The following is a 26,460-nucleotide window of genomic DNA, read 5'->3' as shown; positions in this document are numbered from 1 at the left end:
TCGTTACTCTTCGGTCGCGACGTTGCCGCGCAGGCGCACGAGAATGCCCTCGAGCGCATCGAGGTTGCCGAAATCGATCATCACCTGCCCTCGCCCGCGGCGGCCGAGCTTGATCTTCACCGTCGACGCGAGCAGGTCGGACAACTCCTCTTCGAGACGGCGCGTGTCGCGGCCGCCGTCATCCTTCGCGCGCGCCTTCACCGTCGGCGCTTCCTTCGTCGTGTGCGCGACCAGCTTCTCGGTCTCGCGCACCGACATGCGCTTGTTGACCACCTGGTGCGCGAGCGTGATCTGCGTCGCCGCGTCGACCGCGAGCAGCGCACGCGCGTGGCCCATGTCGAGATCGCCGGCCAGCAGCATCGTCTGCACCGGCGAAGCGAGGTTCAGCAGGCGCAGCAGGTTCGACACCGCGCTGCGCGAACGGCCGACCGATTCGGCCGCCTGTTCGTGCGTGAAACCGAACTCGTCGAGCAGGCGCTGGATACCGTGCGCCTCTTCCAGCGGGTTCAGGTCCTCGCGCTGGATGTTCTCGATCAGCGCCATCGCGGCAGCAGCCTGATCGGACACGTCCTTCACGAGCACCGGCACTTCATCGAGACCGGCCAGGCGTGCCGCGCGGAAACGTCGCTCGCCGGCGATGATCTCGTATTTGTCAGACGAAATGGGTCGCACCAGGATCGGCTGCATCACGCCTTGCGCGCGAATGCTGGCCGCCAGTTCCTGCAGGCTGCCTTCGTCCATACGTGTCCGCGGCTGGTATTTGCCGGCCTGCAGCTTGCCGAGCGCGAGCGTGTTCGGCGCCCCTTCGATCTTCACCGCTTCGGTGATGTCCGCACTGCCGCCGAGCAGCGCTTCGAGGCCACGTCCCAAGCCCTTCTTCTTTGGTACCGCGTTCATGTCTTTCTTCCTCGCTTCGCTCATGTCCGGATCACGACACCTCGAACGCGCGCACGCGGTCGATCATCTCGGCACCGAATTGGATATATGCCTGCGCACCGCGCGAGTTGCGGTCGAACACGACGCCCGGCAACCCGTAACTCGGCGCTTCCGCCAGGCGCACGTTGCGCGGGATCACCGCGTCGAACACCTTGTCGCCGAAGTGCGCTTTCAGTTGATCGGAGACTTGCTGCTGCAGCGTGATGCGCGGATCGAACATCACGCGCAGCAAACCGATGATCTTCAGGTCGCGATTCATGTTCGCGTGAACCTGCTTGATCGTGTTGACGAGATCCGACAGCCCTTCCAGCGCGAAGTACTCGCACTGCATCGGGATCACGACGCCATGCGCCGCGCACAGTCCGTTCAGCGTCAGCAGCGACAGCGTCGGCGGGCAATCGATCAGCACGAAGTCGTAGTCGTCGGCCACGTGCTCGAGCGCGGCTTTCAGCCGACGCTCGCGGTTGTCGATGCCGATCAGCTCGATCTCGGCACCGGACAGCTCGCGGTTGGCCGGCAGCACGTCGTACGTGACGCCCTCCGGACGCACGCGCGCTTCCGCCACCGATACGCCGTCGATCAGCACTTCGTACACGGTCGACTCGCAGGCGGCCTTGTCGATCCCGCTGCCCATCGTCGCGTTGCCCTGCGGGTCGAGATCGATCAGCAGGACTCGTTGCTCCTGCGCTGCAAGGCTTGCGGCGAGATTGACCGATGTCGTCGTCTTGCCGACGCCCCCCTTCTGGTTCGCAACGCAGAAGATCTTTGCCATCGTTGGTGTGTTCCCTTTACCTTCAAACAAACGGCGCGCTACTGCGCGCCTTCAATTCGCCTCGTCGACGACGACCTCGATCAGATGCCGTTCGGCATCGAGCATCGGTACCGCCAGCCGCATCGTCTGCTTTACGCGGCTGCCTTCCGGCAGTCGTGCAATTTCGTCGTCCGGGTGAACACCCTTCATTGCCCAGATCGATCCGCCGGGCGCGACGAGATGTCGAGCAAGTTTAACGAAGTCGGATAGATCCGCGAAGGCGCGGGACACGATCATGTCGAATTTTTCCGGCACGTCGACACCCGGCTGCAACAATTCGACCCGCCCGGTGACGACCGACAGGTTCGCGAGCTTCAGCTCCGCGCGCATTTGCGTCTGGAATGCAGACTTTTTCTGCACGATATCGTTCAACGTCACCTGCCAGTCCGGCTGGACGATCGCCAGCACGATGCCGGGCAGCCCGCCACCCGAACCCACGTCGAGCACGCGCGCCGATGCACGGTCGCGCAGATGCGGAACGATGGAGAGCGAATCGAGAATGTGCTGGATCAGCATCTGCTTCGGGTCGCGGATCGCGGTCAGGTTGTAGACCGCGTTCCACTTGCCGAGCAGCGCGACATAGTCGAGCAGCTGATTGCGTTGTGCATCCGTCAATGCGATGTCGAGCGCGGCCGTGCCGTCGACGAGCATCTGTTCAAGTACGTCCCGATTAACCGCCGGCGCGCGACGCGCCGTCATTGTTGCGTCGGGACGGTGCCGTCCCCCTGCTCCGTCGCCTCTGCGGCGGTGCCGTTACGACGGCCAAGGCCACGGCGTTTCAGGTGCACCATCAGCAACGAGATCGCAGCCGGCGTGACGCCCGAGATCCGCGATGCCTGACCGATCGTTTCCGGCCGGAACTCGTTGAGCTTCTGGCTCACTTCGAACGACAGGCCGCGAACCTCGCGGTAGTCGATACCGTCCGGCAGGCGCGTGTTCTCGTTCGCATCGTTGCGCTCGATCTCGCTCGCCTGTCGCTCGATATAGCCCTGATATTTGATGCCGATCTCGACCTGCTCCTTGATCTGCGCCAGCAGCACCGGATCGTCGGCCAGCGGTTCGGCCGGCGCGCATTCGCCACCCTTCAGGCCGCACACGCCGTCGTAGCTGATGCCCGGGCGGCGCAGCAGTTCGGCGAGGCTGTACTCGTGATCGATCGCCTTGCCGAGCAAAGCCGTCGCCTCTTCCGGCGGCAGCGTCTTCGGCGTGACCCACGTCGACTTCAGGCGTTCGGTTTCACGTGAAACAGCGTCGCGCTTCCGGCTGAATGCGTCCCAGCGCGCGTCGTCGACGAGCCCCAGTTCGCGGCCGACCTCGGTCAGACGCATGTCCGCATTGTCTTCACGCAGGCTCAAGCGGTATTCCGCACGGCTCGTGAACATCCGGTACGGCTCGGCCACGCCACGCGTGACGAGGTCGTCGACCAGCACGCCCAGGTAGGCCTGGTCACGACGCGGGCACCATGCGTCCTTTTCCTGCACGTAGCGGCCGGCATTCAGGCCGGCCAGCAGGCCTTGCGCGGCCGCTTCTTCGTAGCCGGTCGTGCCATTGATCTGGCCCGCAAAGAACAGCCCGTTGATCGCCTTCGTCTCAAGCGATGCCTTCAGCGCGCGCGGATCGAAGTAGTCGTACTCGATCGCGTAGCCGGGGCGCAGGATGTGCGCGTTCTCGAGGCCGCGCATCGAGTGCACGAGCTCAAGCTGCACGTCGAACGGCAGGCTCGTCGAGATCCCGTTCGGATAGAACTCGTTGGTCGTCAACCCTTCCGGCTCGAGGAAGATCTGGTGCGATTCCTTCGACGCGAACCGGTGAATCTTGTCCTCGATCGACGGGCAGTAACGCGGGCCGACGCCTTCGATCACGCCTGTATACATGGGCGAACGGTCGAGGCCGCCGCGAATGATGTCGTGCGTGCGCTCGTTCGTATGCGTGACCCAGCATGGCAGCTGCTGCGGATGCTGTTCCGCGCGGCCCAGGAACGAGAACACGGGAATCGGATCGAGATCGCCCGGCTGCTCGTCCAGCTTCGAAAAATCGATCGAGCGGCCGTCGATACGCGGCGGCGTACCGGTCTTCAGGCGGCCCTGCGGCAGCTTCAGCTCCTTCAGGCGCGCTGACAACGACACGGCCGCCGGATCGCCCGCGCGACCGCCCGTATAGTTGTTCAGACCGACGTGGATCTTGCCGTCGAGGAACGTACCTGCCGTCAGCACCACTGCACGCGCGCGGAAGCGGATGCCGATCTGCGTGACGGCGCCGACCACGCGGTCGCCTTCGACCATCAGATCGTCCACGGCCTGCTGGAACAGCCACAGGTTCGGCTGATTCTCGAGCCGATGGCGGATCGCGGCCTTGTACAGGATACGGTCGGCCTGAGCGCGCGTCGCCCGCACGGCCGGGCCCTTCGATGAATTGAGGATCCGGAACTGAATACCGCTCTCGTCCGTCGCGGCAGCCATCGCGCCGCCGAGCGCATCGACTTCCTTGACCAGGTGGCCCTTGCCAATGCCGCCGATCGACGGATTGCAGCTCATCTGCCCGAGCGTTTCGATGTTATGGGTCAGGAGCAGCGTCTTCGCGCCCATACGGGCCGATGCCAACGCGGCTTCCGTGCCGGCGTGCCCGCCACCGACAACGATGACGTCAAATTCTGTGGGAAAAAGCATGGTGGATTCCGTACACAGGACTGCGCACGAACCTATCTGAGAAATGTATGGGCCGAATTATAGCGGGTTCGCTTTTCACCCGAAGGCCATCCGAATGGTAGGGCCGGTTCATTTCGCCGTTTTTTTGGCCCGATCGGCCGAGCTGTGCCGTCCATCCTGCTACGGCGATGTGCGCCGCGGCCTCGACGCACATCGCCAAGCTGTGCAAAACCGGGGTCGACATTCCTGCCCGGTCACAGTATTTCCGATCGATCGGCCGATACTTATCCCCTGTGCTGTTCGTCTCATGGCAATAGTGATCTGTCGCGCATACAACGCTCGTTACCCTGTGCAACCCGGCACGATAGGCACCCTGCCCCCATCACAGCGCTTCGGCTGTGTGCTCCGGCACTTATCCCCAAACCCCATTCATCGACGCGTCGCCCTGCCCCCGAAAACAAAAACGGCGTGTTTCACGTGAAACACGCCGCCCGTTTCCCGCCAACCGCGCAACCATCAAGCCGTTTTCTTCGCCAGCCCGAGGTAGGTTTCGATCACGCGCGGATTTTGCGCCAGCTCGGCCGCCGGCCCTTCCAGCGCCAACTCACCCGTCTCCAGTACATAGCCGTAGTCCGAGATCTGCAGTGCCGCCCGCGCGTTCTGCTCGATGAGCAGCGTCGCGACACCTGTGCCGCGCAACGCGCTGATGATATGAAAAATCTCCTTTACGATCAGCGGCGCCAGCCCGAGGCTCGGCTCATCGAGCATCAGCAGGTCGGGTTTGCCCATCAGCGCGCGGCCCACCGCAAGCATCTGCCGCTCACCGCCCGACAGCGTACCGGCCGCCTGCTTGCGCCGCTCCTTGAGCCGCGGAAACAGCGCAAACACATGATCGAGCTGGTCAAGGAAGTTCGACTCGCCCGCGAGCTTGCGGCGATACGCGCCCAGCACGAGGTTGTCCTCGACCGTCATCGTGCTGAACAGCTCGCGCTTTTCCGGCACGAGGCACATCCCGCGCGCGACACGCCGCTCGACCGGCAGCGCGCCCACGTCGTTGCCACGGTACATGACCGCGCCCGACGCATGCCCGGTCACCGGCAACGCACCCATGATCGCGTTCAGCATCGTCGACTTGCCGGCACCGTTCGGGCCGATCACGCTGACGATCTGCCCGGCGCCCACCTTGATCGCCGCACCGTGCAGCGCCTCGACTGTCCCGTACCGGACCGCCAGTCCGCGCACCTCGAGAATCGGCATCGTCGTGTCCGCCGCCATCACTCCACCCCGCCCAGATACGCTTCGAGCACCGCAGGATCCTGCTGCACATCCTGCGGCAGCCCTTCCGCGATCCGCGTGCCGAATTCCATCACCACCAGCCGATCGGTGAGATTCATCACGAAATCCATGTCATGTTCCACGAGCAACACGCTCATCCCTTCGGCCTTCAGGCGCCGCAACAGATCAGCAAGTTGCTGCTTCTCCTGGTAGCGCAGCCCGGCGGCCGGCTCGTCGAGCAGCAGCAGCGTCGGGTCGCAGCACAGCGCGCGTGCGATTTCCAGAATCCGCTGCTGGCCGAGCGCGAGGCTGCCCGCTTCGTCGTACAGGTGCTTTTCGAGCCCGACGCGGCGGATCTGGCGTGCCGCTTCGGCCAGCAGTTGCGCCTCCTCGTGCGCGTTGAGCCGCGCGATGCTGCGCCACACGCCCGTATGGCCGCGCAGATGCGCGCCGATCGCGACATTCTCGAGCACCGTCATCGTCGGCAGCAGCTTCACGTGCTGGAACGTACGGCCGATCCCGCGCCGGACGATCTGACGCGACGTGAGCCCGTCGATCCGCTCGCCGCGGAACGTGATCGTGCCGCCGGTCGGTTGCAGCACGCCGGTCACGAGGTTGAACGTGGTCGACTTGCCGGCGCCGTTCGGGCCGATCAGGCCGATGATCTGCCCCGCCTTCACGTCGAAACTGACGTCGTTGACGGCCACCAGCCCGCCGAACTGCTTGCGCGCGTTGTCGACGACGAGCAGCGGCTCGCCGGCCAACGGTTTCTCACGCAGCGGCAGTGGATCGGCCTGGTCGGGCACATGTGCGCGCGGCCCGCGCGGAAACAGCTTCGCGACGAACGGCCACACGCCCTGGCGCGCGTACTGCAGCAGCAGCACCATCAGCACGCCGAACACGATGATCTCGAAGTTGCCTTCCGAGCCGAGCAGCTTCGGCAGCAGCGTCTGCAGGTAGTCCTGCAGCACGGTGAGGATCGCCGCACCGAGCACCGCGCCCCACACGTGCGACACGCCGCCCACCACGGCCATGAACAGGAATTCGATCCCGTGGTTCAGCCCGAACGGGGTCGGGTTCACCGCGCGCTGCAAGTGCGCGTACAGGAAGCCCGATACCGCCGCGAGCACGGCCGCGTAGACGAAGATCACGACGCGCATCCATGCGGTGTTCACGCCCATCGCCTCGGCCATCACCCCGCCGCCGCGCAGCGCGCGGATCGCACGGCCGGGGCGGCTGTTGAGCAGGTTCTGCACCGACACGATCGCCGCCAGCACGACGGCCCAGATCAGGAAGTACAGGCTGCGGCCGCTGCCGAGTTCGATGCCGAACAGGTTCAGCGCCGGAATCCCGTTGATCCCGTCGTACTTGCCTAGCAGCTCGAGATTACCGAACAGATAGAACAGCGCGAGGCCCCACGCGATCGTGCCGAGCGGCAGGAAGTGCCCGGACAGGCGCATCGTGACCGCGCCAAGCACGAGCGCGACGAGCGCCGTCAGCACGACGCCGACGATCAGCGCGAGCCACGGCGACACGCCGTATCGCGTCGTCAGGAACGCCGTCGCATACGCGCCGATGCCGACGAACGCGGCCTGCCCGAAACTCGTCATCCCGCCGACACCCGTCAGCAGCACGAGCCCGATCGCGACGATCGCGTAGAGGCCGATGTAGTTCAGCAGCGTGATCCAGTATTCGGGCACCTGCAGCGCGCCGGGCAGCACCGGCAGCGCGAACAGCACCACGAGAAACACCCAGAAGGTCTTGTTGCGTACCATCGTCTTCATCGCGTCACTCCTCTTCCTCTTCCGCATGCGGCGTCGCGAAACTTCGCCACAGCAGCACCGGGATGATCAGCGTGAACACGATCACTTCCTTGTACGCGCTCGCCCAGAACGACGAATACGATTCGAGCACGCCGACGAGCAGCGAGCCCGCGGCCGCGAGCGGATAGCTGACCAGCCCGCCGATGATCGCGCCGACGAAACCCTTCAGGCCGATCAGGAAGCCGGAGTCGTAATAGATGGTCGTCAGCGGGCCGACGAGGATGCCGGACAGCACGCCGAGCCCCGCTGCCAGCGTGAACGCCAGCCGCCCGGCTTCGGTCGTGCCGATGCCGACGAGCCGCGCGCCGAGCCGGTTCACCGACGTCGCGCGCAGTGCCTTGCCGGCGATCGTGCGACCGAAGTACACGTAGAGCGCACCGATCAGCACCAGCGCGGTCACGACCACGAGAATGCTCTGCACCGACACCGTCATGCTGCCGACCGACAGCGACGCATCCGCGAATCCGTTGGTACGCGAGCCTTCCGCGCCGAACATCACGAGCCCGAGGCCGACCATCGCGAAATGGACGGCGACCGACACGATCAGCAGCAGCAGCGTCGTGCCCTCTGCGATCGGCTGATAGACGAGCCGGTAGACGAACGGCCCCATCGGCACGACGATCGCGAGCGTCAGTGCGATCTGCGCGAGCATCGGCAGCGGCTGCGCGGCAAAGCTGCGCGTGAGCGCGAACACCGCAAGCGGCAGCAGCACGTAGCGGCTCGCCAGCGTCGCGAGCGTGCGGCCGAGCTGATGGCGGCGTTCGCGATGGCGGACCAGGCCGCCGACTTCCAGCATGAAGCACGCGATGCCCATCACGAACAGCAGCCAGCAGGTCGCGGGAAATTTCTGCGCCTGCAATGCCGCAAGCGTGAGCGCGCCGTAGGCGACGAATTCGCCCTGGGGAATGAAGATCACCCGCGTGACGGAAAACACCAGCACGAGCGCCAGCGACAGCAATGCATAAATGGCGCCGGTCGTGATGCCGTCTTGCGCGAGGATCGCCGCAATCGAGAAATCCATACGTTTCGTGTATCGAGAATGCTGCGGAGAAACGGCGACGGGAGCGGCCCGCGCGCGCGGACGCCAAGACCGGAAGATCAGGCGGCGTGCGGCGGCTTCCCGGACATTCCATGCGGCGCGAGCGCGGGCCGCCAGGCCCGCCGCGCTGCCGACGGCGCGCACGGCGCCGTTCGCGCCGCGCCCACCGGTTTCACGTGATGCTTACTCGGCCTGCAGCTTCCACTTGCCGTCGACGATCTGCACCATCACGCGCGCACGCGTGTCGAAGCCGTTGTGGTCGGTCGACGTCATGTTGATCACGCCGTGCGACACGGGCAGGTCCTTCACGCTCTCGAGCGACGCGCGCAGCGCCTCGCGGAACGCCTCGGTGCCCGGCTGGCCCTTCTTCAGCGCGTCGGGAATCGCACGCTGGAGCAGCAGCCCCGCATCCCACGCATGCCCGCCGAAGGTCGCCAGCGAGCCCGCGCCATACGCCTTCTCGTACGCAGCCTTGTAGCCGAGCGCCGGCTTCTTCACCGGATTCGAGTCCGGCAGCTGGTCGGTCACGAGCACCGGACCGGCCGGCAGGATCTCGCCTTCGCAATCCTTGCCGCACACGCGCAGGAAGTCGTTGTTCGCGACGCCGTGCGTCTGGTACACCTTGCCCTTGTAGCCGCGCTCCTTGAGCGTCTTGGCCGGCAGCGCGGCCGGCGTGCCGGAACCGGCGATCAGCACCGCGTCGGGGTTCGAGCCCAGCAGCTTCAGCACCTGCCCCATCACCGACGCATCGGTGCGGTTGTAGCGCTCGTTCGACACCACCTTCAACCCGTTCTTCGCCGCGGCCGCGTTGAACGTGTTGTACCAGCTGTCGCCGTACGCGTCGGCGAAGCCGATGAAGCCGATCGTCTTCACGCCGTGCTTCGCCATGTAGCCGGCGATCGCGTCCGCCATCAGCTGGTCGTTCTGCGGCACCTTGAACATCCACGCGCGCTTCGCGTCCATCGGCGCGATGATCTGCGCGCTCGCCGCGAGCGAGATCGTCGGCGTCTTGCCCTGCGACACCGGATCGAGCATCGCGAGCGAATTCGGCGTGACGGACGAACCGATGATCGCGTCGACGTGATCCTCGTCGATCAGCTTGCGCACGTTCTGCACCGCGCGGCTCGTGTCGGACGCATCGTCGAGCACGATGTACTGGACGCTCTTGCCCGCGATTTCCTTCGGCAGCAGCGCGATCGTGTTCTTTTCCGGAATCCCGAGCGATGCGGCCGGCCCGGTGGCCGACAGCGTCACGCCGATCTTCACCTGTGCCGACGCCGTGGCTGCCGCACACACGAGGCCCGCGGCAAGCAGAACCTCCATCCATCGATTCATCTTCATTTACGTTGTCTCCAAACGCTGCTCGAAAAATCCGCGGGTCGCTCGGGCGGCTCCCGGTCCTCAAACAAGTTAATAATTTAACTATCTCGCCGTGCCGCGCCTACGCTCGTTTTCCCGTGAAACGCGCGCACGCATGCGCCGCCGCGCATTCCGAAGCGGTCGTTCGACCGTCACGATGCGCGGCGGCAATGTCGTCAGGATGAAGCAAGCGCGGAAATGCGGCTTTGCGGGAAAGGCGATCGATGCGCAGGCAACGATCGCCGGCAGGTCCACCGGCCGAACCGGATTCGGCCACGCACGCGGGCGGCGCAAGATCGGAAGAGCGGCAGTTCATATGGATGCGAACGCAACGACTGGAGAAACAGCCGCGCCGGCCAATCGCGCCGGAGCGCGCATACCGGCCGCAGGGCGGCTCGTGAAAGCGAGGGCATACCCATGCGCTCCCGACCCCGTACGAGCGGCGCCAGCCGCCTCTCGTGCCCCGATCCATCGTCCTGCGCTTCTCATCCAACCGTACTCCCTCTTCTGCATTTTGCTTGTAGGAGAACTGCCGACCGATTTTCCCGACCGCGCGGTCGGCGAAAGCTGAGTGTAACGGACGCTTTTTGCGCACGCCAACCGGGTAAGCCCGGACGGCATGCACGCGGTTGCGCGCCAGCGGCGATCGACTGGCAGGCAAGACGAAAACGGGGGGACGGGGGTGAAACGCGGGCAGTGCGAAGCGGAATACGGGCGCGCGGAACGCGGCGCCACTCCCCTGCACCATCGAGGGAAATTCGCGCACACAAATGAAAAAGCGCTGTTGGATTCCGTCCAACAGCGCTTTGGGGTCCGGGCACTTTGTGCCTCGATTGTCTCCTCGTTCTCCACCTGCAAATTCGTTTCGCGGTGCATCAGAACTGAAACGAAGATTAAAGGACCTTTCATGCTGCGACAACTTAGCATTTACCCCTATGGTGCATCGCCGCACGAAAATGGGGCACCAGCCTTGCCGCGCGGCGCCGGCCGGAGGCCGCCGAAACGCCCTTTCCGGTCGTCCCGGATGGTGCTTCGCATCAACCCGCCGCACCGGCACGATGCACTCAGGACGGCCTGAGCGTCTTGACCCGCGCGACCATCTCGCCGACGATCCCGCGCCGGAATGCCAGCACGCACGCGATGAAGATCACCCCCGTGACGATCGTCGTCGATTCGCCGAGCGAGTGGAACCAGCCGATGCCGGTGACCGACGCGAGCCATTCGCCGATGTCGCCGAGCCGGTCCTCCAGCGCGACGATCAGCGCCGCGCCGAGCAACGGCCCGAACAGCGTGCCCATCCCGCCGACGAGCGTCATCAGCACGACGAGGCCCGACATCGTCCAGTGCGCGTCGGACAGCGTCTCGAAGCCGAGCACCAGCACCTTCAGCGAACCGGCCAGCCCCGCGAGCCCGGCCGACAGGATGAACGCGAGCAGCTTGAAGCGATCGGTGTCGTAGCCGAGCGAGATCGCACGCGCCTCGTTCTCCTTGATCGCGACGAGCACCTGGCCGAACGGCGAGTGCACGATTCGCACGATGAACGCGCACGCTGCAACGATCACCGCGAGCACGACGTAGTAGAGCGCGACGTCGTTCGACAGGTCGACGAGCCCGAACAGGTGTCCGCGCGGCACGCCCTGCAGGCCGTCCTCGCCGTGCGTAAACGGCGCCTGGAGGTAGATGAAGTAGACCATCTGCGCGAACGCGAGCGTGATCATCGCGAAGTAGATGCCCTGCCGCCGGATCGCGAACAGGCCGACGACGAGCCCGAGCAGCGTCGCGGCGAACGTGCCGACGAGCACGCCGAGCTCCGGCGTGAAGCCGAGCGTCTGGATCGTATAACCGGTGCCGTAGCCGGCGGTCGCGAGGAACATCGCATGGCCGAACGACAGCAGCCCCGTATAGCCGATCAGCAGGTTGAACGCGGCCGCGAACAGCGCGAACGTGAGCACCTTCATCACGAAGACCGGATACGCGCCGATGAACGGCGCGGCGAGCAGTGCGGCGAGCAGCACGCCGTAGAGCACTTTTCTCTGCATCATTTTTCCTTGCCGAACAGGCCCGCCGGGCGGATCAGCAGCACGATCGCCATGATCACGAACACGACCGTGGCCGACGCTTCCGGATAGAACACGCGCGTGAAGCCCTCGATCACGCCGAGCAGCAGCCCCGTGATGATCGAACCGAGAATCGAGCCCATCCCGCCGATCACGACCACCGCGAACACGGTGATGATCATCGGCTGGCCCATCAGCGGCGACACCTGGATCACCGGCGCGGCGAGCACGCCGGCAAACGCCGCGAGCGCGACGCCGAAGCCGTAGGTGAGCGTGATCATCATCGGCACGTTCACGCCGAACGCCTCGACGAGCTTCGGGTTCTCGGTACCGGCACGCAGATAGGCGCCCAGGCGCGTCTTCTCGATCACGAACCAGGTCGCGAGACACACCGCGAGCGACGCGACGACCACCCACGCGCGGTAGTTCGGCAGGAACATGAAGCCGAGATTGGTCGCGCCGGACAGCTGCGACGGCACGTCGTACGGCTGGCCGGACGAGCCGTAGATCGAGCGGAACACGCCTTCGACGACGAGCGTGAGGCCGAACGTGAGCAACAGCCCGTACAGGTGATCGAGCTTGTACAGCCAGCGCAGCATCGACCGCTCGACCAGGATCCCGAACGCGCCGACGATCAGCGGCGCGAGCGCGAGCATTGCCCAATACGGCAACCCGAGGTACGACAGCCCCATCCATGCGAGCATCGCACCCAGCATGAACAGCGCGCCGTGCGCGAAGTTGATCACGTTGAGCAGCCCGAAGATCACCGCGAGCCCGAGGCTCAGGATCGCGTAGAACGAGCCGTTGACGAGCCCGAGCAGCAACTGGCTCAGCATCGCCGGCAACGGAATGCCAAAGATTTCCATCGACTTAGCCGTCAGTATGAGTTTCGTTGCGTGCGCAACCTTCAAGCCGCGGCGCACGCGAGCGGCGCAGCGATCTCATCGCCGCGGCCGCCGCAGAGCGCCGCCATGCCGCTACGTCGCGCTTACTTCCACAGCGCGCAACGCGATTCCTGCTTGGTGCCGAACGCCTGGTCGCCCGGAATCGTCGCGAGCACCTTGTAGTAGTCCCACGGCTCCTTCGACTCCGACGGCTTCTTCACTTCCATCAGGTACATGTCGTGAATCATGCTGCCGTCCTGGCGGATCGCGCCCTTCGCGTAGAAGTCGTTGATCTTCATCTTCTTGAGCTCGGCCATCACCTTGTCGGATTCGGTCGTGCCGGCGGCCTGCACGGCCTTCAGGTAGGTCGTCACCGACGAGTAGTCGGCCGCCTGCAGGCTCGACGGCATCTTCTTCATCTTGCCGAAGTAGCGCTGCGCCCACTGGCGCGATGCCGCATCGCGGTTCCAGTACCAGCTGTCGGTCAGCACGAGGCCCTGCGTCGTTTCGAGGCCGAGGCTGTGCACGTCGTTGATGAACATCAGCAGCCCGGCGAGCTTCATCGTCTTCGTGATGCCGAATTCCTTCGCGGCCTTGATCGAGTTGATCGTGTCGCCGCCCGCGTTCGCGAGGCCCAGGATCTGCGCCTTCGACGATTGCGCCTGCAACAGGAACGACGAGAAATCCGACGCGGACAGCGGGTGGCGCACCGTGCCGAGCACCTGCCCGCCGTTCGCCTTCACGACGTCGGACGTGTTCTTCTCGAGCGCCTTGCCGAACGCGTAGTCGGCGGTCAGGAAGAACCACGTCTTGCCGCCCTGCTTCACCACCGCCGAGCCGGTGCCTTTCGCGAGCGCCATCGTGTCGTACGCATAGTGCACCGTGTACGGCGTGCACTCCTCGTTCGTCAGCGTGTCCGCGCCCGCACCGATGTTGATGTAGACCTTCTTCTTCTCCGCGGCGAGCTTGGCCATCGCCAGCGCCGTTCCCGAATTCGTGCCGCCGACGAGCAGGTCGAGCCCGCCGCGGTCGATCCATTCGCGCGCTTTCGACGCGGCAATGTCCGCCTTGTTCTGGTGATCCGCGTACACGACCTCGATCGGCTTGCCGAGCACCTTGCCGCCGAAGTCGGCGACCGCCATGCGAATCGCCTCGAGGCCGCCCTGGCCGTCGATGTCCGCATACAGCCCCGACATGTCGGTGACGAAACCGATCTTCACGGTATCCGCGGCATGCGCGGCGCCGGCGGTGAACGCGGCGGTCGCGAGCGCGAGACAGGCCTGTGCGAGGGTCTTCATTTTCATTGACGTCTCCTGTTTTTCTGATGCGTTGTGGTTGTTCGAGGGCCGCCACGGCTAGCGGCTAGGGAAACGGGGGCGGCGTCACACCCCAAGCAGGTCGTGAAGGATCGGCATCTTGCCTTCCAGTTCGGATGCACGGAAATGCTCGACGATGCGGCCATGCTCCATCACGTAGAAGCGGTCGGCGAGCGGCGCGGCAAAGCGGAAATTCTGTTCGACCATCACGACCGTGTAGCCGCGCGCCTTCAGCGCGACGATCATGCGCGCGAGCGCCTGCACGATCACCGGCGCGAGGCCTTCGGAGATTTCGTCGAGCAGCAGCAGGTTCGCGCCGGTTCGCAGGATCCGCGCCACCGCGAGCATCTGCTGCTCGCCGCCGGACAGCCGCGTGCCCTGGCTCTGCCGGCGCGACGCGAGATTCGGGAACATCGCGTAGATCTCGTCGAGCGGCATCGCATGCTCGCGCGGCCCGATCAGCGGCGGCAGCATCAGGTTCTCCTCGCACGACAGGCTCGAGAAGATCCCGCGCTCCTCCGGACAATAGCCGACGCCGAAATGCGCGATGCGGTGCGTCGCGAGGCCGATCGTCTCGTTGCCCGCGACCTTGATCGAGCCGCTGCGGCGGCCGGTGAGGCCCATGATCGCGCGCAGCGTCGTGGTGCGGCCCGCGCCGTTGCGGCCGAGCAGCGTCACGACCTCGCCGCGATGAACGCTCAGGTCGACACCGTGCAATATGTGGGATTCCCCGTACCAGGCCTCGAGGCCCGTGATCTCCAGCGCGGGCGTGCCGCTCTCGACGCCGCTCAATTCGCGTTCCTCCCGTTCGCTGCGCTTCATGCGTGCGCCCCCGCGAGCGCCGCGTCGGCGCTGCCCATGTAGGCTTCGATCACGAGCGGATTCTTCGACACCTCCGCATACGAGCCTTCGGCCAGCACCTCGCCGCGCTGCAGGACGGTAATCGTGTCGGAGATGCCGGCGATCACGTTCATGTTGTGCTCGACCATCAGGATCGTGCGGCCACTCGCGACCTTCTTGATCAGCGCGGTCACGCGGTCGACGTCCTCATGGCCCATCCCTTGCGTGGGCTCGTCGAGCAGCATCAGTTCGGGTTCCATCGCGAGCGTCGTCGCGATCTCGAGCGCGCGCTTGCGGCCATATGCGAGCTCGACGGTCGGCACGTGCGCGAAATCGGTGAGGCCGACCTGCGTGAGCAGGTCCATCGCGCGATCGTCGAGCCGCTTCAGCGTGCGCTCGCTGCGCCAGAAATGGAATTCGGTGCCGAGCGAGCGCTGCAGGCCGATGCGCACGTTCTGCAGCGGGCTCAGGTGCGGGAATACCGCCGAGATCTGGAATGAACGGATGATGCCGCGGCGGGCGACCTGCGCCGGGCGCTCGTCGGTGATGTCGATGCCGTTGAAGACGATCTGACCGGCCGTCGGTGTCAGGAACTTGGTCAGCAGATTGAAGCAGGTGGTCTTGCCCGCGCCGTTCGGTCCGATCAACGCATGGATCGCACCGCGGCGCACACGCAGGTTGACACCGTTCACGGCGGTGAAGCCCCTGAATTCCTTCGTCAGTCCGCGTGTTTCGAGAATCGTGTCGCCGAGAATCATGTTCCCTTCCGTACGAAGTCAGGCGAACCACCGGGAAGATTCGCGCAAGCGACCACGAACAGGTCTGCGGATGAGCGGGCTGTCCCCGGACGCTGTATGACGCATCGAGGGTGGTCTCCCGCGCCGACGCGTATGCACATTGCGCAACATTGTCGCCCCGTTGGTGCAGTGCAATCATCGGGATTTGCACTTATAGGGCTGGCCGCCATAGCCGATGCGGCGCTTCGCGAATTTTCGACGTGTTTTTTTGACACGCGCATCATCGGCAATCGCACGCGCATCGCGCGTGCCTGCGCGAACGCACGCACACTGTGCACGTTTATCTCACCAATCGAGTGCGATCCGCTCGCTTCGGCTTGCTTCGCATAGCGAATCAGCGGGCGACTGGATGACGGCCCGCTGTCGCGGATGTCAGCGTGGTGTCACGCAGCCGTCACCGCCGCGTCCATGCGCGCCTGCGTCGCTTCGTGCGCCGCGCGTCGATCGGCGCGGATCATGTCGCTCGCGCGCTCGGCGATCATCAGCGTCGGCGAATTCGTGTTGCCCGACGTAATGAACGGCATCACCGATGCATCGACGATCCGCAGCCCCGCAATGCCGCGCACACGCAGCCGGCTATCGACGACGGCCCGTTCGTCGTCCGCGCGCCCCATCCGGCACGTGCCGACCGGATGGAAGATCGTGGTGCCGACCGCACCCGCCGCATCGATCAGTTCGGCTTCGGTCCGATATTGCGTGCCCGGCAGGATCTCCTCCGGACGATAGCGCGCGAGCGCCGGCGCGGATGCGATCCGACGCGTGAGACGCAGCGCGTTCGCGGCGACATGACGATCGTGGTCGGTCGACAGATAGTTCGGCGCGATCGATGGCGCCACGCCCGCATCGGGGCTCGCGATGTGCACGCTGCCGCGCGAGCTCGGCCGCAAATGGCAGACGGACGCCGTAAAAGCATTGAAACCGTGCAGCGGCTCGCCGAAGCGCTCGAGCGACAGCGGCTGCACGTGATATTCGAGATCGGGGCGTGTGAGCGCGGGATCGTCCGGATCGGACTTCGCGAACGCGCCGAGCTGCGACGGCGCCATCGACATCGGCCCACGCTGCAGCAGCGCATATTCGGCGCCGATCATCAGCTTGCCCCACCAGTGCGCGGACAGCGTGTTGAGCGTGCGCACGCCATCGACGCGAAACGCCATCCGCAACTGCAGGTGATCCTGCAGGTTCTCGCCGACGCCGGGCAGATCGTGCACGACGTCGATGCCGAGCGCCTGCAGTCGTGCACCCGCACCGATGCCCGACAGTTCGAGCAGTTGCGGCGAATTCACCGCGCCGGCGGTGAGCAGCACTTCGGCGCGCGCGTGTGCGACATAGTCGGTGCCGCCGCCGCGATACTCGACCCCGACCGCGCGCCGCCCGTCGAAGATCACGCGCTGCGCGAGCGCGCCGGTGATCACGGTCAGGTTCGGGCGCGTCATCGCGGGCCTCAGGAACGCCTTCGACGTATTCCAGCGCACGCCGCGCTTCTGGTTCACTTCGAAATAGCCGACCCCGGTGTTGTCGCCGCGGTTGAAATCGTCGGTCGCGGGGATGCCCGTTTGCTGCGCGGCCTGCGCGAACGATTCGAGGATCTCCCAGCGCAGCCGCTGCTTCTCGACGCGCCAGTAGCCGCCCGCGCCGTGCGCATCGCTCGCGCCCGCGTGGTGGTCTTCGCTGCGCTTGAAGATCGGCAGCACGCTGTCCCATGACCAGCCGGCGTCGCCGGTTTCCTGCGCCCAGCTGTCGTAATCCTCGCGCTGGCCGCGCATGTAGATCATCCCGTTGATCGACGAGCAGCCGCCCAACACGCGGCCGCGCGGATACGACAGCGCGCGGCCGTTGAGCGCCGCCTCGGGCTGCGTCTTGTACAGCCAGTCGGTGCGCGGATTGCCGATGCAGTACAGATAGCCGACCGGGATGTGGATCCAGTGATAGTCGTCCTTGCCGCCCGCCTCGAGCAGCAGCACGCGGATCTCGGGATCCTCGGTCAGGCGGTTCGCGAGCACGCAGCCCGCGGTGCCCGCGCCGACGATCACGTAATCGAATTCGCCCTCGAGCGTACGTTGAGTACTCACGACATGTCTCCTTACGTCTTCTTCCTTGTTGTACGCCGCGCGGCGCGATCCCGCGCGTCGTTTTCAGCATAGTGCGTCGCGGGCGACGCGATCGATGAAGCGTACTCCGCGGCCCGGGCGTCGATCCAATGAGTTATGCTGAACTGCGTTATAAGCTGCGCTCATATCACGACAATGGATCTCACCCTGCTCCGCGCGTTCGCGACGGTCGCCCGCGAAGGCAATCTGACGCGCGCCGCCGTGCAGCTGCACCTGACGCAGCCGGCCGTCAGCCTGCAGATCAAGCATCTGCAGGAAACGCTAGGCATCACGCTGTTTACGCGCACGTCGCGCGGGCTCGCGCTCACGCGCGACGGCCAGACGCTGCTGCCGCACGCCGAGCGCGCGCTCGCCGCGGCCGCCGACGTGCAGCGTGCCGCTGCCGCGCTGCGCCATGAAGTGCGCGGCCGGCTGCGGATCGGCACGATCCTCGATCCGGGCTTCCTGCGGCTCGGCGGCTTCCTGCGCGCGCTGGTCGAAACCCATCCGCAGATCGAGACGGCGCTGCGGCACGGGATGTCGGGCTGGGTACTCGAGCAGGTGCGTGCGCAGGCGCTCGACGTCGGCTACTACATCGGCCGGCCGGGTGAAGACGATCCGCGCGACGACACGCTGTTCCACACGGTCACGCTCACGCGTTTCCAGTATCGTGTGCTCGCGCCGGCCGGCTGGAAGGAGCGTGTGCAGCGCGCGCACGACTGGCGCGCGCTCGCCGCGCTGCCGTGGATCTGGACGCCGCCCGCATCCGCCCATCATCGGCTGCTGTCGCGGCGCTTCGCGGCGGCCGGCGCGCAGCCGGTCAAGGTTGCCGAGGTCGACCAGGAGCAGTCGATGCTCGACCTCGTCAAATCCGGGATCGGCTTGACGCTCGCACGCGACTCGACCGCGCTGGCCGAAGCGCATGCGCATGCGCTGACGATCGTCGAACGCGTGACGGTGCCGACCGAGCTGACGTTCGTGACGCTCGCCGAGCGGCGCGACGAGCCGGCGATCGCGGCCGCGTTGCGGCTGATCGAGGCCCAATGGGCGATATGAGGGCTGCTGATGTCGATGCGGCCGATCGTGCAGCGGGCTTCGGCGCCTGATCCGCCACCCGATCGCCACAACGCCCGAATCGCCCGCCCCGCGTCGTGTCGTCGCGTCCCGGTGGCGCGGCACGCCACCATCGCGGGCTTTTTGCTAGATTGTGCGTTCGCACACCGCGAGATCCCTGATTGGAGGAGACCCGCATGGCCCGCAACATCGAGATCAAAGCCCGCGCCCGTGAATTCGACCGGCTGCGCGAACAGGCGGCTACGCTCGCGACCGAAGCACCGCTTTTCTACCGCCAGCAGGATTTCTTCTACGACGTGCCGCGCGGCCGGCTGAAGCTGCGCCGATTCGAGGACGGCACGCCGGCCGAACTGATCTTCTATCAGCGCGACGACCGCGACGGCCCGAAGGCGTCGTACTACACGCGCAGCCCGGTGACGAACCCGGACGCGATGCATTCGCTGCTCGCGACCGCGCTGACCACGCGCGGGATCGTGACGAAGGAACGGCACGTGTACCTCGTCGGCCGCACGCGGATCCACCTCGACCGCGTCGACGGCCTCGGCGACTTCATCGAACTGGAAGTGGTGCTCGGCCCCGACGACGACGAAGCCGGCGGCGAAGCCGAGGCGCATGACGTGTTCGCCAAGCTCGGCGTGGCGCAGGACGATCTCGTCGCGGTCGCGTACGTCGACCTGCTGAACGCCGACGCGCAATCCGAAGCCGCCTGATCGGGCCCTATCCGCGGCGGGGTCTTGCACCCCGCCGCCGGCCCGGCCGCCGCATCACGCGGCGCCGGGCGCCAGATGCGCGAGCGGCAGCGCGCCGTTGCGCTTGAACGTCGTCAGCACGATGTTCGAGCGCACGCTGTCGACGCCCGGCACACGCATCAGCTTCTTCATCACGAACTGCGACAGCGCGTTGAGATCCGGCGCGACGATCCGCAGCAGATAGTCGGCATCGCCGACCACCGCATGGCATTCGAGCACCTCGGGCAGCACGTCGATCTGCTGCTGGAACTGCTCGATGATCGAATCGCCGTGGTGCTTGAGCTTCAGGCTCGTGAACGCGGTGACGCCGAGCCCGAGCTTTTCGGGGCGCAACATCACGCGGTAGCCTTCGATCACGCCGGCCGCCTCGAGCCGCTGCAGCCGCCGGCCGATCTGCGACGGCGACAGCGGCACCTCCTCGCCGAGCTGCTGGTGCGTCGCGCGGCCGAAGCGCTGCAGCACGTCGAGAAGCGCGAGATCGAAGTGATCGAGTTCCAGCATGAGCATACTCCGCATTGATTCGTGTTTTGATGCATGATTATCGCATCAACCAGCGAATTCACGCCATCTTTGCGCCCATTCCGCACGTCGCCCGCTCTACACTTGCATGGTTCCCAACCACAGCGTGCAGAGCCTGATCATGTCCACCGTCGTCACCGCGAAACTGCAGGAGCAGTTCGACGCGGGCCTCGAAACCCGCGCCGATTTCACCATCGACCAGCCGCTCGAACGCTACGGCCAGGTCGACCACGCGGTGTGGCAGCAGCTCTATGCGCGCCAGTCGGCGCTGCTGCGCGGACGCGCGTGCGATGCGTTCGTCGCCGGGCTCGGGAAGATCGACCTGCCGGCCGACCGCGTGCCGTCGTTCGCCGACGTGAACCGCCAGCTGAAGCGGGCAACCGGCTGGGAGATCGTCGCGGTGCCGGGCCTCGTGCCCGATCGCGTGTTCTTCGAGCACCTCGCGAACCGGCGGTTTCCGGTCACCTGGTGGATGCGCCGCCCGGACCAGCTCGACTACCTGCAGGAACCCGACTGCTTCCACGACCTGTTCGGCCACGTGCCGCTCCTGATCGAGCCGGTGTTCGCCGACTACATGCAGGCTTACGGCCGCACCGCGCTCGCGGTCGCCGACGACGAAGCGGCGCTCGCGCGGCTTGCGCGCCTCTACTGGTACACGGTGGAATTCGGGCTGATCCGCGACCCGAACGGCACGAACGGGCTGTCGATCTACGGCGCCGGGATCGTGTCGAGCAAGGGCGAGAGCCTCTACAGCCTCGAAAGCGCGGCGCCGAACCGGCTCGGCTTCGACCTGGAGCGCGTGATGCGCACGCAATACCGGATCGACACGTTCCAGACGACCTACTTCGTGATCGACGATTTCGCGCAGTTGTTCGCGCTCGCCGACGTCGACGGCCGTGCGCTGGCCGACCGGCTGGCCGCGCTGCCGGAATTCCCGGCCGGCGCGGTGCTCGAGCACGATCTCGTGCTGCATCGCGGCACGGGCGAAGGCTGGCCGGACGACGCGCGGGCGTAACGCGGCAGGCCACGCCGGGATGCTTCGGGCGCTGGCGCCCGCATCCGGATGGGCGTCGCCGGATGGCCGTCCCCGGATGCCCGTCGCGCAACTATGAAACAATGACCGGTACCGGCTTTGCCGCGTGGCTTTTGCCCGCGCGCGGGCGCCGTTAGTTACCGAACGAGGTGCACCATGATTCACAAGCTCACATCAGAAGAACGCAAGACCCGGCTCGAAGGCCTGCCGCACTGGACAGCCGTGCCGGGCCGCGACGCGATCCAGCGCAGCCTGCGCTTCGCCGATTTCAACGAGGCCTTCGGCTTCATGACGCGTATCGCGATCAAGGCGCAGGAAATGAACCACCATCCGGAATGGTTCAACGTGTACAACCGTGTCGACATCACGCTGTCGACCCACGACGCGCACGGCCTGACCGAGCGCGACATCTCGCTCGCGCAGTTCATCGACCACGTGTGTGCGCACACCCAGCCGGCCGCCTGAGACTTCCCCGCCGCCGCGCATCCTGCGACGCGCGGCGCGTCAACTTTTCATTTCGCTGAACGTTTTCTAGGATGTACTCAGCGAAAGCCTTCAGCTTTCCAAGCCATCCTTAAGGCGCACGTAAGTCTCATACGCTTTCCGCGCCTTGGGGTCTAAACCTTCCAGTTGCAGCGCGCCTTCGCGCTGTACAATCAGCAGCGCATACGGCTTGGAGAGCGCGCTGGCCTCTTCGCAGAGTTTGAGTTCGTCGCCGCTCGACGGCGAGCGGGCGCGCCAGAAATTGATCGCGGCTTCGAGGTCGTGGATCGAGATATCGGACATGATTGGATTTAATCGTTCGCTGGCCGCCATGCTTGATGTCAGGCGATGCGGCGCCCCTGTGGAAACGGCGTCGTGCTGTCCGCGTGCCTGAACCGCCAACCCATTGTACTTGAGCGAACTTCATGCGACTCCTTCTGATCGAAGACGACCGCCCCATCGCACGCGGTATCCAGAGCAGCCTCGAGCAGGCTGGCTTCACCGTCGACATGGTGCATGACGGCATCTTTGCCGAACAGGCGCTGGCACAAAACCGCCACGAACTCGTGATCCTCGACCTCGGCCTGCCGGGCATCGACGGCATGACGCTGCTCACGCGTTTCCGCCAGACCAACCGCCACACGCCCGTCATCGTGCTGACCGCGCGTGACGAACTGAACGACCGGATCCAGGGCCTGAACTCCGGCGCCGACGATTACATGCTCAAGCCGTTCGAGCCGGCCGAGCTCGAAGCGCGCATCCGCGCGGTGATGCGTCGCAGCGGCCCGCACAGCGACATGCCGCGTCCGGAAGTGTCGCTCGGCGGCGTCCGCCTGTCGGGCGTCGATCGCCGCATCTTCAACGACGACAAGCCGCTCGAACTGTCGCCGCGCGAATTCGCGGTGCTCGAAATGCTGCTGCTGCGCCACGGCCGTGTCGTCAGCAAGGCCCAGCTGCAGGATCACCTCACGCATTTCGGCGGTGATCTCGGCGACACCGCGATCGAAGTCTACGTGCACCGCGTGCGCAAGAAACTCGAGCAGTGCCGTGTCGAGATCGTCACGGTGCGCGGCTTCGGCTACCTGCTGCAGGAAATCCGCCAGACCGCGAGCGTCTGAGCGGCGCCGCATGCCGGCCGGCCATGTGCCGCCGGCGCGCCGCCCTGCCCGCGTCGCCGTCCGGCGCACGACCGCGCCGCTCCCCGTGAGCGGCGCTTATCCATTTGCCCGTCGAAATGTCTTCTGATCCGGCTGTCACCACCAGCCTGCGCCGCTCGCTGCTCAGACGCCTCGCCGCGCCGCTGTCGATGCTCGCACTGATGAGCGGCCTGATTGCCTACTGGCTCGCGTGGCAATACACGCAACACGTGATCGACCGCTCGCTCGCCGATCTCGCGACCGCCATCTCCAAACAGATCCAGATCGCCGGCCCCGACGCGCCATTCACGGTGCCGCCGCTCGCGCAGGCGATGTTCTCCGATCCAGCCGAGGCGCTGATCTACCGGATCAGCGACGGCGAAGAGGAACTCGCCGGCGATCCGAAGCTGCCGCTGCGCGGCATCAACGTGCGCCGCATGCATCACGCGTACGTATTCGAGGCCGAGTACGACAATCGCGCAGTGCGGGTCGCGCAGGTGCGCGTCGAGGAAGTCGACGGCGGCCGGCCGATGGTGGTCGAAGTCGCGCAGCCGGTGCGGCACCGCTACCGGATCGCCGCCGAATTCCTCGTCGCGATCATGATGCCGCTGCTGCTGCTGCTGCTGGCGGGCTGGGGCATCGTGTGGCGCGTCGTGAACCAGCAGCTCGGCCCGCTCACGCATCTCGCCGATTCGCTGAACCGGCAGACCCACACATCGCTGGAGCCGGTCGACGAAACCGACGTGCCGCTCGAGATCCGGCCGCTGACGAGCGCGATGAACGCGCTGCTCGGCCGCCTGAAGACCGCGCTCGACGCGCAGCGCAAGTTCATCGCCGATGCCGCGCACCAGCTGCGCACGCCGCTCACCGCCGTGAAGCTGCATGCCGAGCAGGCCGCCGTCGCGCGCGACCCGCAGCAGACCTACACCGCGGTGCGCGAGCTACGTGCGGCCGCCGACCGCGCAGTGCGGCTGTCGAACCAGTTGCTGTCGCTCGCGCGGGCGGAGCCGGGCGAACAGGCCGCGCGTTTCGTCGACGTCGACCTGGCCGCGATGGCATTCGAGACGGGTGCCGAGTGGGTACCGCGCGCGCTCGCGTCGCATGTCGACCTCGGCTTCCAGCGCAGCGACGAACCCGGCGAAGACGAAACGCTGAACGTGCGCGGCAACCCCGTGCTGCTGCGCGAGGTGATCGCGAACCTGCTCGACAATGCGTTGAAATACGTGCCGCTCGCACGGCCGGACGGCGCGCGGATCACGGTGAACGTCGCGCGCGGCGCGCTCGAGGACGGCCAGCCAGCCGCCGAGATCGTCGTCGAGGACAACGGCCCGGGCGTGCCGGCCAATCAGCAGGCCGACCTGTTCAAGCGCTTTTTCCGCGGCGATGCGCAAAGCGGCAACGGCGTCGAGACGGGCGCCGGGCTGGGGCTCGCGATCGTCCACGACATCATCGCGATGCACGGCGGCACGGTGTCGTACGAGGATGCATCGGAAGGCGGTTCGCGCTTCGTGGTGCGCGTGCCGCTCGCCAAGCGTACCGAGAAGCCGGCGAGCGAAACGCCGGCCGCCGCGCCGACGCACTGAGTCGCGCGCGGTGCGCGCATCGGGAGGGCGGGAAGAACAGCCGCGCGGCACTTACTTCGGCGCGCGGCGGCCGTCCGAGGAAGCCGCCGCGCGCGATGCGCGGCCGCCCCGCTCACTTCTTCTTTTTCTTGTCCTTCGCAGCGGATTCGGATTTGCCGTCTTTCTTGTCCTTCTTCTTTCTCTTCTTGCCATCGTCGTCCGGTGTGGCGAGCAGCGTGCCGCGGCACGCGTCCGCGCCGCAATGGCACGCGTATTCGCGCTTGAGCTTCTTCGTCAGCTTCTCGTCGATCACGAGGCCATAGTCGTAGAACAGCTCTTCTTCCGGCCCGATGTCGCGCAGCGCGTGGATGAACACGCGACCCTTCGTCTCCTCGGCCTCGCAGTTCGGCGCGCACGAATGGTTGATCCAGCGCGCGCTGTTGCCGTCGACCTTGCCGTCGATCACCCCGCCTTCTTCCAGTGCGAAGTAGAACGTATGGTTAGGCTCGCTCGGATCGTGCGGATGGCGACGCAGCGCTTCCTTCCACGAAATCCGCTCGCCCTTGTATTCCACTACGCGCTCGCCGGCCTTGATCGGCGCCACCGCGAACACGCCCTTGCCGTGTACTCCCGAGCGGCGCACCGCGATCCTGCGTGAACTCATCGAACGAATCCTTGTGAAGACGACTTGAATGGAAGACGGCCGCGCTCACGGCCCAGCGTCGCGCAAAACGAAAACGCGGCACCGGTGGGTGCCGCGTCGGGCCATGCGGCGAATCATCCGCATCCTACACGTTCAAGATTGCTTCGTTCAACATCGTGCGCAATATCGCGCGCATGACGCTCAACGCTGGCCGAAGGCGATGTCGCCGAACAACGCCTTGTGCTCGCGTGGTTGCGAACGCCAGTACTGCGGCGGCGCCGACACCTGCGCGCCGAGCTCGGCGGCCGCATGCCACGGCCAGCGCGGGTCGTACAGCATCGCACGCGCCATCGCGACGAGATCAGCGTCGCCCGCCTCGATCAGCCGGTTCGCATGCGCGGGATCGTTGATGAGGCCGACCGCGATCGTCGGCATCCCGACCGCGCGCTTCACGGCCTGCGCGAACGGCACCTGGTAACCGGGCGACAGCGGAATCTTCTGCAACGGCGAAACGCCGCCGGACGACACGTCGATCCAGTCGCAGCCGCGCTGCTTCAGTTCGTGCGCGAACGCGATCGTGTCGTCGAGTTCCCAGCCGCCCTCGACCCAGTCGGTCGCCGACACGCGCACGCCGACCGGCCGGTCCTCCGGAAACGCCGCGCGCACGATCTCGAAGATCTCGAGCGGAAAGCGCATCCGGTTCTCGCGCGAGCCGCCGTATTCGTCGGTGCGCTGGTTCGAGATCGGCGACAGGAACTGGTGCAGCAGGTAGCCGTGCGCCGCATGCACTTCGATCGCGTCGATGCCGAGGCGCGCGGCACGCTTCGCGGCGGCCGCGAACGCGTCGCGGATCCGGTTCAGGCCGGCCGCATCGAGTGCGAGCGGCGGCGTCTCGCCGTCCTTGTGCGGCAGCGCCGACGGCGCGTGCGGCAACCAGCCGCCATCGGCGACGGGCACGAGCTGGCCGCCCTTCCACGGCACCTCGCTCGACGCCTTGCGCCCTGCATGCGACAGCTGCATCGCGATGCGGACCGGCGAATGCTTGCGGATCGACGCCAGCACTGGCTTGAGCGCCGCTTCGGTCACGTCGTCCCACAGCCCGAGGTCGCCGGCCGTGATGCGCCCGTCGGGTTCGACGGCGGTCGCTTCGATGCAGAGCAGGCCCGCGCCGGACAGCGCGAGATGGCCGAGATGAATCATGTGCCAGTCGGTCGCCTCGCCGCGCTCGGCCGAGTACTGGCACATCGGGGAGATCACGATCCGGTTCGGAAGGGTCACGCCGCGCAGCGTGAACGGAGAAAACAGCGCAGTCATGGGTGCCGCTCGCCAGGAAAGGGAAAGAGCTGAGGAGCGTAGCATGCAGGCTCGAAGCCTGCTGGCGGCCGGTTCGGC

Annotated in this window: 24 protein-coding genes; 6 read left to right on the top strand and 18 right to left on the bottom strand. The window is 66.1% G+C overall.

The genetic code is table 11. The features are described from left to right. Positions 1 to 3: 3 nt before the first annotated feature. The 14 genes from LMA02_RS00465 to LMA02_RS00400 all read right to left on the bottom strand — a co-directional run bounded on the left by LMA02_RS00465 (position 4) and on the right by LMA02_RS00400 (position 17,851). Entirely contained in the window at positions 4 to 897 is an 894-nt protein-coding gene (locus LMA02_RS00465; protein ID WP_105830793.1) for a ParB/RepB/Spo0J family partition protein, read from the bottom strand. Positions 898 to 928: 31 nt separating this feature from the next. Further along, positions 929 to 1,708, bottom strand: coding sequence for a ParA family protein (locus tag LMA02_RS00460; protein ID WP_228906376.1), 780 nt, complete (start codon positions 1,706 to 1,708; stop codon positions 929 to 931). 51 nt (positions 1,709 to 1,759) lie between these two features. Further along, positions 1,760 to 2,446, bottom strand: coding sequence for a 16S rRNA (guanine(527)-N(7))-methyltransferase RsmG (rsmG, locus tag LMA02_RS00455; RefSeq protein WP_175665555.1), 687 nt, complete (start codon positions 2,444 to 2,446; stop codon positions 1,760 to 1,762). Further along, complete coding sequence (gene mnmG / locus LMA02_RS00450) at positions 2,443 to 4,413, bottom strand: tRNA uridine-5-carboxymethylaminomethyl(34) synthesis enzyme MnmG (protein WP_228906375.1); 1,971 nt, start codon at positions 4,411 to 4,413, stop codon at positions 2,443 to 2,445. The genes rsmG and mnmG overlap by 4 nt, the downstream gene beginning before the upstream one ends. 495 nt (positions 4,414 to 4,908) lie before the next feature. Continuing rightward, on the bottom strand, positions 4,909 to 5,667 hold the full coding sequence (locus LMA02_RS00445) for an ABC transporter ATP-binding protein (protein WP_228906374.1): 759 nt from the start codon (positions 5,665 to 5,667) through the stop codon (positions 4,909 to 4,911). Next, on the bottom strand, positions 5,667 to 7,451 hold the full coding sequence (locus LMA02_RS00440; protein ID WP_228906373.1) for an ABC transporter permease subunit: 1,785 nt from the start codon (positions 7,449 to 7,451) through the stop codon (positions 5,667 to 5,669). The genes LMA02_RS00445 and LMA02_RS00440 overlap by 1 nt, the downstream gene beginning before the upstream one ends. A gap of 4 nt (positions 7,452 to 7,455) precedes the next feature. Beyond that, positions 7,456 to 8,511: a branched-chain amino acid ABC transporter permease gene (locus LMA02_RS00435; RefSeq protein WP_105830751.1), complete on the bottom strand. Its 1,056-nt coding sequence runs from the start codon at positions 8,509 to 8,511 to the stop codon at positions 7,456 to 7,458. Positions 8,512 to 8,712: 201 nt separating this feature from the next. Further along, the gene (locus LMA02_RS00430; protein WP_175676243.1) at positions 8,713 to 9,870 is read right to left on the bottom strand and encodes an ABC transporter substrate-binding protein; all 1,158 of its coding nucleotides are present in this window, start codon (positions 9,868 to 9,870) and stop codon (positions 8,713 to 8,715) included. Between the two features lie 1,082 nt (positions 9,871 to 10,952). Further along, positions 10,953 to 11,927: a branched-chain amino acid ABC transporter permease gene (locus tag LMA02_RS00425; RefSeq protein WP_228906372.1), complete on the bottom strand. Its 975-nt coding sequence runs from the start codon at positions 11,925 to 11,927 to the stop codon at positions 10,953 to 10,955. Further along, on the bottom strand, positions 11,927 to 12,811 hold the full coding sequence (locus tag LMA02_RS00420) for a branched-chain amino acid ABC transporter permease (protein WP_006751329.1): 885 nt from the start codon (positions 12,809 to 12,811) through the stop codon (positions 11,927 to 11,929). The genes LMA02_RS00425 and LMA02_RS00420 overlap by 1 nt, the downstream gene beginning before the upstream one ends. 122 nt (positions 12,812 to 12,933) lie before the next feature. Beyond that, positions 12,934 to 14,133, bottom strand: coding sequence for an ABC transporter substrate-binding protein (locus tag LMA02_RS00415; RefSeq protein ID WP_228906371.1), 1,200 nt, complete (start codon positions 14,131 to 14,133; stop codon positions 12,934 to 12,936). 78 nt (positions 14,134 to 14,211) lie between these two features. Then, positions 14,212 to 14,967 (bottom strand): ABC transporter ATP-binding protein, encoded by a 756-nt coding sequence (locus LMA02_RS00410; RefSeq protein ID WP_006751331.1) that lies wholly within the window; start codon positions 14,965 to 14,967, stop codon positions 14,212 to 14,214. Next, entirely contained in the window at positions 14,964 to 15,743 is a 780-nt protein-coding gene (locus LMA02_RS00405) for an ABC transporter ATP-binding protein (RefSeq protein WP_006751332.1), read from the bottom strand. Before LMA02_RS00405 ends, LMA02_RS00410 begins: the two co-directional genes overlap by 4 nt. Before the next feature lie 422 nt (positions 15,744 to 16,165). After that, on the bottom strand, positions 16,166 to 17,851 hold the full coding sequence (locus LMA02_RS00400; RefSeq protein WP_228906370.1) for a GMC family oxidoreductase: 1,686 nt from the start codon (positions 17,849 to 17,851) through the stop codon (positions 16,166 to 16,168). A gap of 174 nt (positions 17,852 to 18,025) precedes the next feature. Between LMA02_RS00400 and LMA02_RS00395 the strand changes: the two genes are divergently transcribed. Together LMA02_RS00395 and LMA02_RS00390 are read left to right on the top strand one after the other, a co-directional pair. Beyond that, the gene (locus tag LMA02_RS00395) at positions 18,026 to 18,925 is read left to right on the top strand and encodes a LysR family transcriptional regulator (protein ID WP_228906369.1); all 900 of its coding nucleotides are present in this window, start codon (positions 18,026 to 18,028) and stop codon (positions 18,923 to 18,925) included. Between the two features lie 194 nt (positions 18,926 to 19,119). Next, entirely contained in the window at positions 19,120 to 19,653 is a 534-nt protein-coding gene (locus LMA02_RS00390) for a class IV adenylate cyclase (protein WP_006751335.1), read from the top strand. Positions 19,654 to 19,707: 54 nt separating this feature from the next. Here the strand turns inward: LMA02_RS00390 and LMA02_RS00385 are convergent, their stop codons facing one another. Then, entirely contained in the window at positions 19,708 to 20,193 is a 486-nt protein-coding gene (locus tag LMA02_RS00385; RefSeq protein ID WP_006408082.1) for an Lrp/AsnC family transcriptional regulator, read from the bottom strand. Between the two features lie 106 nt (positions 20,194 to 20,299). Here LMA02_RS00385 and phhA point away from each other — a divergent pair, with 106 nt between their 5' ends. Together phhA and LMA02_RS00375 are read left to right on the top strand one after the other, a co-directional pair. Further along, positions 20,300 to 21,226 carry a phenylalanine 4-monooxygenase gene (gene phhA, locus LMA02_RS00380; protein ID WP_228906368.1) on the top strand — a complete coding sequence of 309 codons (927 nt, stop codon included), beginning with the start codon at positions 20,300 to 20,302 and terminating at the stop codon, positions 21,224 to 21,226. A 174-nt stretch (positions 21,227 to 21,400) separates the two neighbouring features. Beyond that, entirely contained in the window at positions 21,401 to 21,709 is a 309-nt protein-coding gene (locus LMA02_RS00375; RefSeq protein WP_166725859.1) for a 4a-hydroxytetrahydrobiopterin dehydratase, read from the top strand. Between the two features lie 90 nt (positions 21,710 to 21,799). Here the strand turns inward: LMA02_RS00375 and LMA02_RS00370 are convergent, their stop codons facing one another. Beyond that, complete coding sequence (locus LMA02_RS00370; protein ID WP_006756491.1) at positions 21,800 to 22,030, bottom strand: DUF3717 domain-containing protein; 231 nt, start codon at positions 22,028 to 22,030, stop codon at positions 21,800 to 21,802. A 122-nt stretch (positions 22,031 to 22,152) separates the two neighbouring features. Here LMA02_RS00370 and LMA02_RS00365 point away from each other — a divergent pair, with 122 nt between their 5' ends. Further along, positions 22,153 to 22,845, top strand: a complete 693-nt coding sequence (locus LMA02_RS00365) for a response regulator transcription factor (protein WP_006401494.1) — start codon at positions 22,153 to 22,155, stop codon at positions 22,843 to 22,845. 116 nt (positions 22,846 to 22,961) lie between these two features. Next, complete coding sequence (locus tag LMA02_RS00360) at positions 22,962 to 24,446, top strand: sensor histidine kinase (protein ID WP_228906366.1); 1,485 nt, start codon at positions 22,962 to 22,964, stop codon at positions 24,444 to 24,446. Positions 24,447 to 24,558: 112 nt separating this feature from the next. Here LMA02_RS00360 and LMA02_RS00355 read toward each other — a convergent pair whose 3' ends face one another. Next, a complete protein-coding gene (locus tag LMA02_RS00355) occupies positions 24,559 to 25,089 on the bottom strand; it encodes an SET domain-containing protein (RefSeq protein ID WP_166725861.1) in 531 nt (176 codons plus the stop codon). Positions 25,090 to 25,269: 180 nt separating this feature from the next. Then, on the bottom strand, positions 25,270 to 26,382 hold the full coding sequence (locus LMA02_RS00350) for an NADH:flavin oxidoreductase/NADH oxidase (RefSeq protein WP_228906364.1): 1,113 nt from the start codon (positions 26,380 to 26,382) through the stop codon (positions 25,270 to 25,272). Positions 26,383 to 26,460 lie beyond the last annotated feature (78 nt).

Origin of the sequence: Burkholderia sp. B21-005 (genome assembly GCF_020843965.1) — a bacterium.
Lineage (GTDB): Bacteria > Pseudomonadota > Gammaproteobacteria > Burkholderiales > Burkholderiaceae > Burkholderia > Burkholderia ambifaria.
This window is presented reverse-complemented; position numbering and strand designations above follow the sequence as displayed.

Excerpts from the sequence above, each read along its gene's own strand:
- mnmG (WP_228906375.1), bottom strand. The coding sequence starts at position 4,413 with ATGCTTTTTCCCACAGAATTTGACGTCATCGTTGTCGGTGGCGGGCAC.
- LMA02_RS00425 (WP_228906372.1), bottom strand. The coding sequence starts at position 11,927 with ATGCAGAGAAAAGTGCTCTACGGCGTGCTGCTCGCCGCACTGCTCGCC.
- LMA02_RS00430 (WP_175676243.1), bottom strand. The coding sequence starts at position 9,870 with ATGAAGATGAATCGATGGATGGAGGTTCTGCTTGCCGCGGGCCTCGTG.
- phhA (WP_228906368.1), top strand. The coding sequence starts at position 20,300 with ATGGTTCCCAACCACAGCGTGCAGAGCCTGATCATGTCCACCGTCGTC.
- LMA02_RS00410 (WP_006751331.1), bottom strand. The coding sequence starts at position 14,967 with ATGAAGCGCAGCGAACGGGAGGAACGCGAATTGAGCGGCGTCGAGAGC.
- LMA02_RS00370 (WP_006756491.1), bottom strand. The coding sequence starts at position 22,030 with ATGTCCGATATCTCGATCCACGACCTCGAAGCCGCGATCAATTTCTGG.
- LMA02_RS00405 (WP_006751332.1), bottom strand. The coding sequence starts at position 15,743 with ATGATTCTCGGCGACACGATTCTCGAAACACGCGGACTGACGAAGGAA.
- LMA02_RS00360 (WP_228906366.1), top strand. The coding sequence starts at position 22,962 with ATGTCTTCTGATCCGGCTGTCACCACCAGCCTGCGCCGCTCGCTGCTC.
- LMA02_RS00375 (WP_166725859.1), top strand. The coding sequence starts at position 21,401 with ATGATTCACAAGCTCACATCAGAAGAACGCAAGACCCGGCTCGAAGGC.
- LMA02_RS00465 (WP_105830793.1), bottom strand. The coding sequence starts at position 897 with ATGAACGCGGTACCAAAGAAGAAGGGCTTGGGACGTGGCCTCGAAGCG.
- LMA02_RS00460 (WP_228906376.1), bottom strand. The coding sequence starts at position 1,708 with ATGGCAAAGATCTTCTGCGTTGCGAACCAGAAGGGGGGCGTCGGCAAG.
- LMA02_RS00350 (WP_228906364.1), bottom strand. The coding sequence starts at position 26,382 with ATGACTGCGCTGTTTTCTCCGTTCACGCTGCGCGGCGTGACCCTTCCG.
- LMA02_RS00415 (WP_228906371.1), bottom strand. The coding sequence starts at position 14,133 with ATGAAAATGAAGACCCTCGCACAGGCCTGTCTCGCGCTCGCGACCGCC.
- LMA02_RS00365 (WP_006401494.1), top strand. The coding sequence starts at position 22,153 with ATGCGACTCCTTCTGATCGAAGACGACCGCCCCATCGCACGCGGTATC.
- LMA02_RS00385 (WP_006408082.1), bottom strand. The coding sequence starts at position 20,193 with ATGCTGGAACTCGATCACTTCGATCTCGCGCTTCTCGACGTGCTGCAG.
- LMA02_RS00390 (WP_006751335.1), top strand. The coding sequence starts at position 19,120 with ATGGCCCGCAACATCGAGATCAAAGCCCGCGCCCGTGAATTCGACCGG.
- LMA02_RS00395 (WP_228906369.1), top strand. The coding sequence starts at position 18,026 with ATGGATCTCACCCTGCTCCGCGCGTTCGCGACGGTCGCCCGCGAAGGC.
- LMA02_RS00440 (WP_228906373.1), bottom strand. The coding sequence starts at position 7,451 with ATGAAGACGATGGTACGCAACAAGACCTTCTGGGTGTTTCTCGTGGTG.
- LMA02_RS00420 (WP_006751329.1), bottom strand. The coding sequence starts at position 12,811 with ATGGAAATCTTTGGCATTCCGTTGCCGGCGATGCTGAGCCAGTTGCTG.
- LMA02_RS00355 (WP_166725861.1), bottom strand. The coding sequence starts at position 25,089 with ATGAGTTCACGCAGGATCGCGGTGCGCCGCTCGGGAGTACACGGCAAG.
- LMA02_RS00445 (WP_228906374.1), bottom strand. The coding sequence starts at position 5,667 with ATGGCGGCGGACACGACGATGCCGATTCTCGAGGTGCGCGGACTGGCG.
- LMA02_RS00435 (WP_105830751.1), bottom strand. The coding sequence starts at position 8,511 with ATGGATTTCTCGATTGCGGCGATCCTCGCGCAAGACGGCATCACGACC.
- rsmG (WP_175665555.1), bottom strand. The coding sequence starts at position 2,446 with ATGACGGCGCGTCGCGCGCCGGCGGTTAATCGGGACGTACTTGAACAG.